We start from the raw sequence: 12,791 nt of genomic DNA on the forward strand, positions 1-12,791 counted from the left end.
GGGCGATTCCCGGAGCTTCGCCGGGGTCCGCTCAGGTGGCGCGCAGCGTCCGCCTGGCCAACTCGTACGCCGGGAGCATGTCCTCGTGCTCCCGGGTGTCGAGGCCGCCGAGGTGGACGACGACGGGGCCCTCGGCGGTCACGGTGAGGAAGGCCCGTTCCTTCTTCGTCTCCTCCAACGCCTCACTGGTGTAGAGGTACTCGACCTCGGCGCCGGAGACCTCGGAGTCCGAGGTGAAGTCGCTGTACTTCGCCTTGCTGGTGTCGCCCTCGGCCTTCACGAACTCCTTCAGCAGCGCCCGCGCGTCCCCGGCCCCGGCGCCCGCCTCGCCGGTCCACACCCGGATGAAGCCGAGGTTCCCGGCGGGCTTGGCGTCGATCTCGCACGCGGCGGTGAAGGGGCCCTGGTGCATCAGCGCCTCGGCCAGTTCGGCGGCGAGCTCGTCCCCGCCCTCCGTGGTGCCGGTGTCGATGGCCTCCGCCTTCCAGTTCTTCGCCGTGTCGAAGGCGACCGGCAGCTCGCACGCGGAACCGGCCGCGCCCACCGAACCCCCGCTCGCGGCGACGCCGTCCCCCCGGCCGGAGCCGGCGGAGCCCGCCGCCCCGCCGGCCGAGGCCGACGGCTTGGCCCCGTCGCCCTCCGCCGGCTGCGAGCATCCCGCCAACAGCCCTGCCAGCACCGCCACCTGGGCGAGCGCCGCCCCCCGTACCGCTGTGCGCACCGTCACCTTCTCCTCTCGATCCGGGTCTCGATCCGAGGCGGACACGGTAGCCCGCGGTGGGGCATGCCTGGGCGGCGCGCCCCGGTCGGGGTGCGCCGCCTCGTGGGTGGGCGTTCGGGTCAGACCTCCAGTTCCGCCTCGATCCTCTTCAACTGGTGCCTGGCCATCGCCAGGTTGGCCCGCTTGGCGTCGAGCACGAGGTACAGGAAGAGGCCGTTGCCGCCGCGGCCGGTGAGCAGCCGGATCAGGTGGTAGGCGTCGGACAGGGTGATCAGGATGTCCTCGATCTCGCCCTTGAGGCCGAGGTGCTCCATGGTGCGCAACTTGGCGCGGACGACGTCCGTGTTGCCCGCGGCGGCGACGGTGAGGTCGAAGCCCTTGCTGCCGCCGATCGTGCCCAGTGCCATGCCGCTGGTGTAGTCGACGAGGGCGGCGCCGGTCGCGCCCTCGATCGACGCGAGGGCCTCTTTGAGTGCGGTCTCGGTGTTCGCCATGGTGTGCGGTCCTTTCAACTCTCTGACGTGGTGGGTGAGTGGGGAGCGGTACGGGGGGTGGATCGTGAGGTCGTGGCGCCGGGCGTCCGGCGGGGCATGGTCGACCTGACCGTGGCCCTGGACGGCGTCTGCGACGTGGTCGGTTCGGTGCCCGGGGGCGTGGTCTGGGCGAGGGACCTGGCAGGGCTCCGCCCGGTCCTGTCGGCCGGGGCCTTGATCGCGGCCCGGCCGGGGACCGGGTCGGCCGCGCGGCGGGGCGAGGCGTCCACCAGCTCCCCGATACGGGTGCCGGTCCGGCGGCCCTCCAGGTGCAGCCGGCCCACGTTGACCCGGTCCTGGGCGAGCAGCGTGAGCACGGCGGAGGCACCCGCCGCGTACGTCGCCACATAGCCCTGCTCGCCGCGCAGCAGCAGCTCGCGGAGGTCGCCCCGGCCGCCCGCGTCGGTGATGCGTACGGCGACGCCCAGTGCGGCGGCGGTGAGTGCGGCCAGGCCCTCCGGCTCCACGCCGGGGGTGTCGTGGGCCAGCACCAGCCCGTCCACGCTGGCCGCGAGCGCCCCGGTCAGCTGGGGCACACGGGCCCGCAACCGGTGCAGTTCGTCGAGGACTTCCGCCTCGGCGGCCATGGGTGATCTCCTCTCGGCGGGGCGCTCCCGCTGCCGCTCAAAGGGCCTCCAGCGCATCCCTGAGCCTTTGCAGTAGGGCGATGTCGGGGTCGGCGGTGACCAGCGGCCACGGCGGTGCGGGGACGGGGACGGGGACGGGGACGGGGTTTGGTGTCGAGTCGGGGTCGGGGTTCGGCGGGGTGGTGCCCGGTGCGTCGGCCGGCTCCGGCGGGGTGGGGCCGGGCACGGTGGCCGTCCCGGCCGGGGAAGAGCCCGGGAGGCCGTCGGGGGCGTACGCGCCGGGGTGCGGGGCGGCGCAAGGGGTGGCGTACAGGGCGGTGGCCGGTGTCGGCGGGGTGGCCGGTGTCGGCGCGGTGGGGCCCGGTGCCGGCACGGTGGTGCCGGGCGCGGTGTCCGGTGCCGGTGGGGTTCTGGACGGGTGGGGTGGTGCCGGGGAGATGAGGCCCGCCGCGGCCAGCCGGCGGACGGCCACCAGGGTGTGGAAGGTGGGGCGGCCGAGGGTCAGGGAGATGTCGGCGGCGGTGCGGAAGCCGTTGATCTGGTCGAGCACGGCTCCCTGGCGGATCGGGACCGGTGGGGAGGAGAGGCCGACCGCCCGCATCAGCGGGGCGTCGTCCGCCGCCGCGTCGGGCCAGATGCGGTGCAGCAGGTCCCGGCGGCGCAGCGCCTCCCGCGTGATCGCGGCCACCGGCACCGGGCGTATCGGGCCCAGCCAGTGCGCGGCCCCGTAGCGGAAGCGGGCCGGGGCGCTGCTCGGCCCCAGCACGAAGTACGCCGCGTCGAACAGGGCACCCGCGTGGCACAGTTCCAGCGTGCCCTTGGTGACCCGGCCGCTGTCGACGAGGAACCGTCCGACCCGCAGCTTGGCCCCCGCCGTGTCGACGGCCTCCCGCCAGCCGTCGGTGTCGAGGACACCCCCGGCGCTGAGCAGCACGTCGAGCCCGGGGGAGCGGGGGCTCTCGGCGTGTACGACCTCTCCGTCGGAGAGATAGAGCGAGCCGGACTCGCGCAGCAGGACGCCGGTGGCCCGCTCGGCGGCGAGCCGGTGCAGCATCGGGGAGACGGCGTGCCGGGTGTGCTCGCCGCGCACGGGCAGCGGGGGGGCCGACGTGGTGATCACGCTCATGCCAGCACCAGCCGCCCCGCCATCTCGCCCAGCCGGATCCGGGCCAGCGCGAGATTGCCGTCCGACCTGGCCAGCCACAGATGCAGGAAGACACTGCTGTCGAACGTCGTCCGCACGAACCGCAGCACGTGGTAGGTGTCCCGGTTGCTGACGATCAGGTCCTCGACCGGGAGATCGGCCCCGGACCAGTCCGACCCCTCCTCCGGGGCGAACGCCCGGTGCTCCGCCGCGAGCCGGGCCAGCTCCGCCGCCTCCGCCGCGGTCGTCTCGTGGTCACCGCCGGGTGCCTCCCCGACCGTGCCCAGTGCCAGTCCGCTGGTCCAGTCGACCACCGCGGCGCCCAGGGCACCGGGCAGCCTCATGGCCTCCACCAGACACTCGTCGATTCCGGGCACCGTGGCTCCCCTCCTGCCTGCGGTTCGGCTGAGTGACGCAGACGCTACGCAACGTGTGCGCGAGGGGTGAGCGATCTGGCATTTTCCAGCGGAACATGCGGAGAGGTGACTAAGGTGGGTCGACTTGCCTCATTTTCACCGCTGTTGAGGTCCGCGAGGGCGGCCGGTGCGCTGAGGTGGGGGTATGCGGTCGACTCGCATACGGGCCCCGGGCGGACCGCCGGGCGTCGACCATTGTGGGGGGAGCGAGGGGCGTGCGAAGTGAAGCGTCCGTCAGCCCGCGCGCCCCCGCGTTGACGAACGCGCGGGGAACCGCGCGACGGGCCGGAGGCAACGTCCGCCCGCCGCACGGGATTTCCCTAACGGTGGACCGCATTTCCCGGTGGTGAACGGCATTGCCCGGTGGGCAGTCCCGGCAGTGGACGGCCCTTTCCCCGGGGCGGAGGACGGGCGTCAGAGCCCCAGGAGCCCCGACCGTTCCCCGCCGCCCGACTCCGCGACGATCTCCTCCGTCGTCTGCGCCCGCCGGACCACAGCGAAACGCACTTCGCCCCCGCCCTCGCCGGGCGCGTAGCCGTGGATCGCCGGCCGCGGCAGCGAGTTGTACCCGTAGTGGTGCGCGAAGTAGTACGCCCCGGTGTCCAACGCCGCCGCGTAGTCCCCCGGTTCGAGGCGCGGCAGTGAGCGCCCCCGGGCGAGCAGGTCCCCGGCGAAGCAGGCCGGTCCCGCCACGTCCTGCACGACCGCCGGCCCCTCCTTCACCCGGCCCTTGCTGTCGTACGCCGCGATCCGCAGCGGCCACGCCCCCGGCGCGTACACCGTCCGCGCCGCCACCTGCACCCCCGCGTGGGTGACCGCCACGGCCCGGCCGCCCGCGCTCTTGGTGTACTCCACGCGCGCGACCACCGTCCCGTGCTTGGCGAGCAGCGACCGCCCGAACTCGGTGACCAGCCCGTGCCGCCCGTCGAACAGTCCCGGCACCGCCTCCGCCAGCAGCCGCGCGTACTGCGCGTGCGTCGGAGTCGCCGCCTCCGACGCGAAGTTCACCGGCAGTCCGCCGCCGATGTCGATCGTGTCGATCTGCTGCCGCCCGATCCGCCGGTTGATCTCCTCGGCGAGTTCGTACGTCTCCGCGATCCCCCGGGTCATCAGTGACAGCGGCATGCCCTGCGACCCGGAGTGCGCGTGCAGCCGGCTCAGCCAGGGCCGCTCCAGATACGCCCGCACGACCCACTCCCGGGCGCCCTCGTCCCGCAGCGGCACCCCGAACTTCGAGGTGGCCGTCGCGGTGGACAGCGCGTCGATCGCACCCCCGCCCACCTGCGGGTTCACCCGGATGCCGAGAGGGGAGCGGGTGGTGGCCGAACGGACGAGCGCGTCGAGGCGGTCCAGCTCCTGCGGATTGTCCGCGTTGACGGCGATGCCCAGCGCCAGCGCCTCCCGCAGCTCCGCCGGGGTCTTGGCGGGCGAGTCCAGCACGGTCTGCCGGGGCGACACCCCGGCGGCCCGCGCCAGGGCCAGCTCACCGGCGCTCGCGACCTCCGCGCCGATCCCCGCCTCGCGCAGCAGCCGCAGCACCGGCACCAGCGGTGTCGCCTTCACCGCGAACGCGTGCAGCACCGGCGTGCCGGGTGCCGTCACCTCGTCGAACGCCTGTCGCAGCGCCGCAGCCGACGCCCGGATCCCGGCGACGTCCAGCAGCCCGATCAGCGGGGTGCTCGGCCCGAGCAGCCCCTGCTCCACGGCCGCCCGTACGGCGTCGTCCCGCCGGGCCGCGCGCTCGTCGTCCGTCTCGAACAGGCGCAGCGTGCGCTCGGCGTCCGTTTCGGCGTCCCCGTCCGGCCGGGAAGCGCGGTCCCCGGCCGCGCTCTCCGGCAGCGGGGCGCGATCCTGCGGCGCCCCGTCACGCCGGGCGGCGGGCCCCGTCCCGTCGGTCCCGCGCGTCGCGTCTCCCATCTCGTCCCCCCGTGGTGGTGTCGTTCCCGGGCCCATGCACCCAGTGTGTCCAGCCAAACATCCACGGCGCGCGGTCGCTGGCGTACGGGCGTATTGACTAGCTCTATTCATCGAGTCAGGATGTGAATAGTTGCTGTAAATCGAGGAGGCAGACCCGTGTCAGGACCCCGCCCGCCCGTCTCCCACCACCACCCTCAACCGAGGCCCTACGGGCCGCCCCCCGGTCCTGTTCGAGCCCCGCGCGGTACGGAACTGAGCACCCTGGGCTGGCAGCAGGAGGCCGCCCTCCGCATGCTGCAGAACAACCTCGACCCCGAGGTCGCCGAGCACCCCGACAAGCTCGTCGTCTACGGCGGCACGGGCAAGGCCGCCCGCGACTGGCGCTCCTTCGACGCCATGGTCCGCACGCTGCGGACCCTCAAGCAGGACGAGACGATGCTCGTCCAGTCCGGCCGCCCCGTCGGCGTCATGCAGACCCACGAGTGGGCCCCGCGCGTCCTCATCGCCAACTCCAACCTCGTCGGCGACTGGGCGAACTGGGAGGAGTTCCGCCGCCTCGAACAGCTCGGCCTGACCATGTACGGCCAGATGACCGCCGGCTCCTGGATCTACATCGGCACCCAGGGCATCCTCCAGGGCACCTACGAGACCTTCGCGGCCGTCGCCGCCAAGAAGTTCGGCGGCACCCTCGCCGGGACGATCACCCTCACCGCCGGCCTCGGCGGCATGGGCGGCGCCCAGCCGCTCGCCGTCACCATGAACGACGGCGTCGCGCTGTGCATCGACTGCGACCCGCGCGCGATCGAGCGCCGCATCGAACACCGCTACCTCGACGTGAAGGCCGACAACCTCGACCACGCCCTGCACCTGGCCACCGAGGCCCGTGACGCCCGCCGCCCGCTGTCCATCGGCGTCCTCGGCAACGCCGCCGACCTCGTCCCGCGGCTTCTCGCCATGGGCGCCCCCATCGACATCGTCACGGACCAGACCTCGGCCCACGACCCCCTGGCGTACCTCCCCGTCGGCGTCGACTTCGACGACATGGCCTCCTACGCCGCCAAGGACCCGGCGGGCTTCACCACGCGCGCCCGTGAGTCCATGGCCCGGCACGTCGAGGCCATGGTCGGCTTCCAGGACGCCGGCGCCGAGGTCTTCGACTACGGCAACTCCATCCGCGGCGAGGCCCAGCTCGCCGGGTACGACCGCGCCTTCGCCTTCCCCGGCTTCGTCCCCGCCTACATCCGGCCGCTGTTCTGCGAGGGCAAGGGACCCTTCCGCTGGGCCGCCCTGTCCGGCGACCCCGCCGACATCGCCAAGACCGACAAGGCGATCCTCGACCTCTTCCCCGAGGCTGCATCTATTCACAACGCGTCCCTGCACCGCTGGATCAAGATGGCCGGCGAGCGCGTCCACTTCCAGGGCCTGCCCGCCCGCATCTGCTGGCTCGGCTACGGCGAGCGCGACAAGGCCGGCGAGCGCTTCAACGACATGGTCGCGAGCGGCGAACTGGCCGCCCCGCTGGCCATCGGCCGCGACCACCTCGACTGCGGCTCCGTCGCCTCCCCCTACCGCGAGACCGAGGCCATGCTGGACGGCTCGGACGCGATCGCCGACTGGCCGCTGCTCAACGCCATGGTCAACGTCGCCTCCGGCGCCTCCTGGGTCTCCCTCCACCACGGCGGCGGCGTCGGCATGGGCCGCTCCATCCACGCCGGCCAGGTCACGGTCGCCGACGGCACGAAGCTGGGCGGGGAGAAGATCCGCCGCGTCCTCACCAACGACCCCGGCATGGGTGTGATCCGGCATGTCGACGCCGGCTACGACATCGCCGAGTCGGTCGCCGACGAGCGGGGCGTGCGGGTGCCGATGCGCGAGGGCGCCGAAGCCACGAACGGCGCGGGTGAGGACGCGTGACCCCGAGCCACGGCGGCCACGACGGCGGCTCCCCGGCGGGAGCCGCCGCCTCACCGGCGCCCACGGGCCCGACCGGGGCCGGCGGCGCCTCCTTCCACGAGATGTGGCGTGATCTGCTCCCCATCGGGCGGCACCCCGACTCCGGCGGATACCGGCGGTTCGCCTGGACCGGCGCGGACGCCGAGTGCCGGGCCTGGTTCGAGGAGCAGGCCCGCGACCGGGGGCTGACCCACGAGGTCGACCGCAACGGCAACCAGTGGGCCTGGCTGGGCGACCCCCGGCAGGGCGACGCCGTCGTCACCGGCTCCCACCTCGACTCCGTACCCGACGGCGGGGCCTTCGACGGGCCCCTCGGCGTCGTGTCCTCCTTCGCCGCGCTCGACGAACTCCGCGCCCGCGGAGCCCGGTTCGACAAGCCGATCGGGATCGTGAACTTCGGCGACGAGGAGGGCGCGCGCTTCGGCCTCGCCTGCGTGGGCTCCCGGCTCAGCTCCGGGCAGCTGACCGTCGAACAGGCGCACCGGCTGACCGACGGCGACGGGGTGACCCTGCCGCAGGCGATGGAGGCCGCCGGGTACGACCCGGAGGGCATCGGCGCCGACCCCGAGCGGCTCGGCCGGATCGGCGCGTTCGTCGAACTGCACGTCGAGCAGGGGCGGGCACTGGACCTGTCCGGTGCCGCCGTCGGGATCGCCAGCGCCATCTGGCCGCACGGACGGTGGCGCTTCGACTTCCGGGGCGAGGCCAACCACGCGGGCACCACCCGGCTCGTCGACCGCCGCGACCCCATGCTGTCGTACGCGGAGACCGTGCTCGCCGCCCGCCGCGAGGCACGGCTCGCCGGCGCGGTCGCCACCTTCGGCAAGATCTCCGTCGAGCCCAACGGGGTGAACGCCATCCCCTCCCTCGTCCGCGGCTGGCTCGACTCCCGCGCCGAGGACCAGGAGACGCTGGACACGGTCGTCGACGCGATCCAGGAGGCGGCCCACGACTACGCCCAGCTCCACGGGGTCGAACTGGACGTCGTCCGCGAGTCCTTCACCCCGGTCGTCGAGTTCGAGCACGCCCTGCGCGACGAACTCGCCCGCATCCTCGGCCGGGGCGCCGCCGAGCGAGAGGTGCCGGTGCTCGGGACCGGCGCCGGACACGACGCCGGGATCCTCTCCGGACACGTCCCGACCGCCATGCTGTTCGTACGCAACCCCACGGGCGTCTCGCACTCCCCGGCCGAGCACGCCGCCGAGGACGACTGCCTGGCCGGGGTGACCGCGCTCGCCGACGTACTGGAAGGGCTGGCCCGCAGGTGACGGAGACGACCTACTGGCTCGAACACGCCTGGCTCGGCACCGATGTCGAGCCGGGCGTGACCCTGACCGTGGCCGGGCCGGGCAGCCCCCGGGCCGGCCGCGTCACCGCCGTCCACACCGGCATCCCCACCCCGCCCCCCGGCGCCGAGCCCCTCCGGGGGCTCACCCTCCCCGGACTGGCCAACGCCCACAGCCACGCCTTCCACCGGGCCCTGCGCGCCACCGTCCAGGTCGGCTCGGGCACCTTCTGGACCTGGCGCGAGGTCATGTACCAGGTGGCGCACCGGCTGACCCCCGACAGCTACCACGCGCTCGCCCGGGCCGTGTACGCCGAGATGGCGCTCGCCGGCATCACCGCCGTCGGCGAGTTCCACTATGTGCACCACGCGCCCGGCGGCACCCCCTACGCCGATCCGAACGCCATGGGCGAGGCACTGATCGCGGCCGCCGCCGAGGCCGGCATCCGGATCACCCTCCTCGACACCGCCTATCTCTCCTCCGGGTTCGGCCAGGCACCCGACCGGCACCAGCTCCGCTTCTCCGACGGCACCGCGGACGCCTGGGCCGAACGCTGTTCTGTTCTCAAGGAGCGGGATCACGCGCGGATCGGGGCCGCCATCCACTCCGTACGGGCCGTGCCCGCCGGACAACTGGCGACCGTGGCCCGCTGGGCCGAGGAGCGGCGGGCCCCGCTGCACATCCACCTGTCGGAGCAGACGGCCGAGAACGACGCCTGCCGACAGGCGCACGGCCGCACCCCCACCCAGCTCCTCGCCGACCACGGGGTCCTGGGGCCCCGGACCACCGGTGTCCACAACACCCACCTCACCGACACCGACATCGCGCTCATCGGCGGCAGCGGCACCGGCACCTGCATGTGCCCCACCACCGAACGCGACCTCGCCGACGGCATCGGGCCGGCCGTCGCCCTCGGGCGGGCCGGCTCCCCGCTCTCCCTCGGCTCCGACAGCCACGCCGTCATCGACCTGTTCGAAGAGGCGCGCGCGATGGAGCTGAACGAACGGCTGCGCAGCCGTACCCGAGGCCACTGGACGGCGGCGGCCCTCCTGCGGGCGGCCTCGGCCGACGGCCACGCGGCGCTCGGCTGGGACGAGGCGGGCGCCCTGGAGCCAGGAGCGCTCGCCGACTTCACGACGATCGCGCTCGACTCCGTCAGGACGGCAGGCCCGCTTCCACGGCTGGGCGCGGAGACGGCTGTATTCGCCGCGTCGGCAGCAGACGTGTCGCACACGGTCGTGGGTGGTCGGCACGTCGTCCGGGACGGGGCGCACGCCCTCGTACCGGATGTGCCGAAGGCGCTCGCCGAGGCCGTCGCAGCCCTGCGCGGATGAGGCCCGCTCGCGCACCCGAAGCAGAGCCCGCACCCCACCCGACCGCCGAGAAGGCCACCAAGGACGCCATGAGCAGCCCGACGACCGACAGCCCCGCCCACTCCGCGAGCACCGCCAGCACGCTCATCACCAACATCGCTGCCCTGGTCACCAACGACCCCTCTCTCGGCGACGGATCCCCTCTCGGCCTGATCCGGGACGCGGCACTCGTCATCGACGGTCAACGCGTCGCGTGGACCGGTGAACGAAGCAAAGCACCCGCCACTGACAATCGGGTCGACGCCGGTGGCCGGGCGGTGCTCCCCGGCTTCGTGGACTCCCACTCCCACCTCGTCTTCGCGGGCGACCGGACCGCCGAGTTCAACGCCCGGATGTCCGGCCGGGCCTACAGCGCGGGCGGCATCCGCACCACCGTCGCCGCCACCCGCGCCGCCACCGACGAGGAACTGGAGGCGAACCTCACCCGCTACCTGCGCGAGGCCCTCCGCCAGGGCACGACCACCTTCGAGACGAAGTCCGGCTACGGCCTGACCGTCGAGGACGAGGCGCGGGCCCTGCGCATCGCCGCCCGGCACACCGACGAGGTGACCTACCTCGGCGCGCACATCGTGTCCCCGGACCACGCCGAGGACCCGGCCGCGTACGTGGACCTCGTCACCGGCGAGATGCTCGACGCCTGCGCCCCGTACGCCCGTTGGATCGACGTCTTCTGTGAGAAGGGCGCCTTCGACGGCGACCAGGCCCGCGCGATCCTCACCGCCGGCAAGGCCAGGGGGCTGCACCCGCGCATCCACGCCAACCAGCTCTCCCACGGCCCCGGCGTGCAGCTCGCCGTCGAACTGGACGCGGCGAGCGCCGACCACTGCACCCATCTGACCGACGCCGACGTGGACGCCCTCGCCCACAGCGCTACGGTCGCCACCCTGCTGCCCGGCGCCGAGTTCTCCACCCGCGCCGCGTGGCCGGACGCCCGCCGTCTGCTCGACGCGGGCGTCACCGTCGCCCTGTCCACCGACTGCAACCCGGGTTCGTCCTTCACGTCGTCGGTGCCGTTCTGCGTCGCGCTCGCCGTGCGGGACATGCGGATGACGCCGGACGAGGCGGTCTGGTCGGCCACGGCCGGGGGCGCGCGGGCGCTGCGCCGGGACGACATCGGCCGCCTCGCTCCGGGCGCGTACGCCGACCTGCTCCTGCTGGACGCGCCCAGCCATGTCCACCTCGCCTACCGGCCGGGCGTCCCCCTGGTCACGGGCGTGTGGCGCAGGGGCGTACGCGAGGTCTGAGCGGCGGCCGGGGCCCGGACACAGTGCGGCCGGGTGCGGGAGGAAGAAGGTTCCTGCCGCACCCGGCCGGCATGTTTCGTCGTGGCCGACGCGTGCTACTCGTCGAGGGTCAGTCCCTTGCGCAGGCGGACCAGCGTGCGGGACAGCAACCGGGACACGTGCATCTGCGAGATGCCCAGTTCGTCCCCGATCTCGGACTGCGTCATGTTGGCGACGAACCTGAGGGAAAGGATCTGACGGTCGCGCGGTGCCAGCCCGGCGATCAGGGGCTTCAGGGACTCGACGTACTCGATGCCCTCCAGCCCGTGGTCCTCGTAGCCGATGCGGTCGGCCAGCGCGCCCTCGGAGTCGTCCTCCTCGGGCTGGGCGTCCAGCGACGAGGCCGTGTAGGCGTTCGACGCGGCCATGCCCTCGACGACCTCGTCGTTGGTGAGGCCCAGGCGCTCCGCCAACTCTCCCACTGTCGGAGCGCGATCGAGCTTCTGGGCGAGCTCGTCACCGGCCTTGGCCAGGTCGAGGCGGAGCTCCTGGAGCCGACGCGGGACCCGCACGGACCAGCTCGTGTCACGGAAGAAACGCTTGATCTCGCCGACGATCGTCGGCATCGCGAAGGTGGGGAACTCCACGCCTCGGCTCAGCTCGAAGCGGTCGATGGCCTTGATCAGGCCGATCGTCCCGACCTGGATGATGTCCTCCATGGGTTCGCTGCGCGAGCGGAACCGGGAGGCGGCGAACTTCACGAGCGCGAGGTTCAGCTCCACCAGGGTGTTGCGGACGTATGAATATTCGTGCGTGCCTTCCTCGAGCGATTCGAGGCGCTCGAAGAGGGTCTTGGACAGGGCCCGTGCGTCCACCGGCCCCACCTCGTCGTACGGGGGGATCTCCGGAAGGTCCGCGAGCGAGTCGCCCGATGGGTGGGCGATGTCGTCGAGACCGTCTTCCAGAGAGGGTGTCGACGTCGCCCTCTGGGTATGCGATTCGTCGAGCCGGGGTGACATGATGTCCTCCATCGTTCTCGGCATATGGCCGCCGATGCCAATACGTGCACTGCGGTGTGCGGCGCCTCCGAAGCCGGCCGTGTTGATTGGTGTCACTACTAGGCCTACCCGGTTCCGGGACACCGTCGCAAGTGCCTACTGTGGCGAAATGTCCTTTTGCGGGTGATTGTTCGGGTGTCGGGGAGTGTGGAGAAGGCGTAGTGTTCGAGGGCGAGTCAGCAGCCACGACGGTCGGGAGAGATGACGGCATGGACCGTGGGACGGTCGGCAGCGCACAGTCGGGCCGGCTACGGGTCGAGGTGCGGGAAGAGGGCGCCAGCGCCGTCGTGACGCCGGCGGGTGAGCTCGATCACCACACCGCCGATCTGTTGCGCGAGCCGCTCGAAGGGTGCCTCGACAAGGGCTTCGCCCGCCTTGTGGTGGACTGCACACAACTGGAGTTCTGTGACTCCACCGGACTCAACGTCCTGCTGGGTGTCCGCCTCCGGGCGGAGGCGGCGGGCGGCGGGGTCCATCTGGCGGGGATGCTGCCGGCGGTCGCCCGGGTCTTCGAGATCACCGGCGCCGAGGCCGTCTTCACCGTCCACGACACCGTCGAGGCGGCCCTGTCCGCCTAGGG

At 73.1% G+C, this 12,791-nt stretch carries 12 protein-coding genes; 5 read left to right on the forward strand and 7 right to left on the reverse strand.

What is annotated here, in order from left to right; genetic code table 11:
• Positions 1-31 precede the first annotated feature (31 nt).
• The 6 genes from SMA5143A_RS23705 to SMA5143A_RS23730 all read right to left on the reverse strand — a co-directional run bounded on the left by SMA5143A_RS23705 (position 32) and on the right by SMA5143A_RS23730 (position 5,318).
• A complete protein-coding gene (locus SMA5143A_RS23705; RefSeq protein ID WP_375136536.1) occupies positions 32-727 on the reverse strand; it encodes a lipoprotein in 696 nt (231 codons plus the stop codon).
• 113 nt (positions 728-840) lie between these two features.
• Entirely contained in the window at positions 841-1,215 is a 375-nt protein-coding gene (locus tag SMA5143A_RS23710) for a hypothetical protein (RefSeq protein ID WP_033524857.1), read from the reverse strand.
• A gap of 14 nt (positions 1,216-1,229) precedes the next feature.
• Positions 1,230-1,841, reverse strand: a complete 612-nt coding sequence (locus SMA5143A_RS23715; protein ID WP_107464856.1) for a roadblock/LC7 domain-containing protein — start codon at positions 1,839-1,841, stop codon at positions 1,230-1,232.
• 37 nt (positions 1,842-1,878) lie between these two features.
• Complete coding sequence (locus SMA5143A_RS23720) at positions 1,879-2,967, reverse strand: DUF4388 domain-containing protein (protein WP_107464857.1); 1,089 nt, start codon at positions 2,965-2,967, stop codon at positions 1,879-1,881.
• Positions 2,964-3,362: a hypothetical protein gene (locus tag SMA5143A_RS23725; protein WP_037692967.1), complete on the reverse strand. Its 399-nt coding sequence runs from the start codon at positions 3,360-3,362 to the stop codon at positions 2,964-2,966. Before SMA5143A_RS23725 ends, SMA5143A_RS23720 begins: the two co-directional genes overlap by 4 nt.
• A gap of 453 nt (positions 3,363-3,815) precedes the next feature.
• Positions 3,816-5,318, reverse strand: a complete 1,503-nt coding sequence (locus SMA5143A_RS23730) for a diaminopimelate decarboxylase (protein WP_107464858.1) — start codon at positions 5,316-5,318, stop codon at positions 3,816-3,818.
• 156 nt (positions 5,319-5,474) lie between these two features.
• Here SMA5143A_RS23730 and hutU point away from each other — a divergent pair, with 156 nt between their 5' ends.
• From hutU to hutI, 4 genes are all read left to right on the forward strand, one after another.
• Entirely contained in the window at positions 5,475-7,232 is a 1,758-nt protein-coding gene (gene hutU, locus SMA5143A_RS23735; RefSeq protein ID WP_107464859.1) for a urocanate hydratase, read from the forward strand.
• Positions 7,233-7,333: 101 nt separating this feature from the next.
• Positions 7,334-8,539: an allantoate amidohydrolase gene (locus SMA5143A_RS23740; protein WP_107464928.1), complete on the forward strand. Its 1,206-nt coding sequence runs from the start codon at positions 7,334-7,336 to the stop codon at positions 8,537-8,539.
• On the forward strand, positions 8,536-9,891 hold the full coding sequence (locus SMA5143A_RS23745) for a formimidoylglutamate deiminase (protein WP_107464860.1): 1,356 nt from the start codon (positions 8,536-8,538) through the stop codon (positions 9,889-9,891). The genes SMA5143A_RS23740 and SMA5143A_RS23745 overlap by 4 nt, the downstream gene beginning before the upstream one ends.
• Positions 9,888-11,174: an imidazolonepropionase gene (hutI, locus tag SMA5143A_RS23750; protein ID WP_107464861.1), complete on the forward strand. Its 1,287-nt coding sequence runs from the start codon at positions 9,888-9,890 to the stop codon at positions 11,172-11,174. The genes SMA5143A_RS23745 and hutI overlap by 4 nt, the downstream gene beginning before the upstream one ends.
• Before the next feature lie 95 nt (positions 11,175-11,269).
• Here hutI and SMA5143A_RS23755 read toward each other — a convergent pair whose 3' ends face one another.
• Positions 11,270-12,172, reverse strand: coding sequence for an RNA polymerase sigma factor SigF (locus SMA5143A_RS23755; RefSeq protein ID WP_099963883.1), 903 nt, complete (start codon positions 12,170-12,172; stop codon positions 11,270-11,272).
• Positions 12,173-12,420: 248 nt separating this feature from the next.
• Between SMA5143A_RS23755 and SMA5143A_RS23760 the strand changes: the two genes are divergently transcribed.
• Positions 12,421-12,789 carry an STAS domain-containing protein gene (locus SMA5143A_RS23760; protein ID WP_055540172.1) on the forward strand — a complete coding sequence of 123 codons (369 nt, stop codon included), beginning with the start codon at positions 12,421-12,423 and terminating at the stop codon, positions 12,787-12,789.
• Positions 12,790-12,791 lie beyond the last annotated feature (2 nt).

Source organism: Streptomyces sp. MA5143a (genome assembly GCF_900290235.1).
Taxonomy (GTDB): domain Bacteria; phylum Actinomycetota; class Actinomycetes; order Streptomycetales; family Streptomycetaceae; genus Streptomyces.

Coding starts and splice junctions, on each gene's coding strand:
- SMA5143A_RS23715 (WP_107464856.1), bottom strand. CDS start 1,841: ATGGCCGCCGAGGCGGAAGTCCTCGACGAACTGCACCGGTTGCGGGCC.
- hutI (WP_107464861.1), top strand. CDS start 9,888: ATGAGGCCCGCTCGCGCACCCGAAGCAGAGCCCGCACCCCACCCGACC.
- SMA5143A_RS23710 (WP_033524857.1), bottom strand. CDS start 1,215: ATGGCGAACACCGAGACCGCACTCAAAGAGGCCCTCGCGTCGATCGAG.
- SMA5143A_RS23760 (WP_055540172.1), top strand. CDS start 12,421: ATGGACCGTGGGACGGTCGGCAGCGCACAGTCGGGCCGGCTACGGGTC.
- SMA5143A_RS23740 (WP_107464928.1), top strand. CDS start 7,334: ATGTGGCGTGATCTGCTCCCCATCGGGCGGCACCCCGACTCCGGCGGA.
- SMA5143A_RS23720 (WP_107464857.1), bottom strand. CDS start 2,967: ATGAGCGTGATCACCACGTCGGCCCCCCCGCTGCCCGTGCGCGGCGAG.
- SMA5143A_RS23755 (WP_099963883.1), bottom strand. CDS start 12,172: ATGTCACCCCGGCTCGACGAATCGCATACCCAGAGGGCGACGTCGACA.
- SMA5143A_RS23730 (WP_107464858.1), bottom strand. CDS start 5,318: ATGGGAGACGCGACGCGCGGGACCGACGGGACGGGGCCCGCCGCCCGG.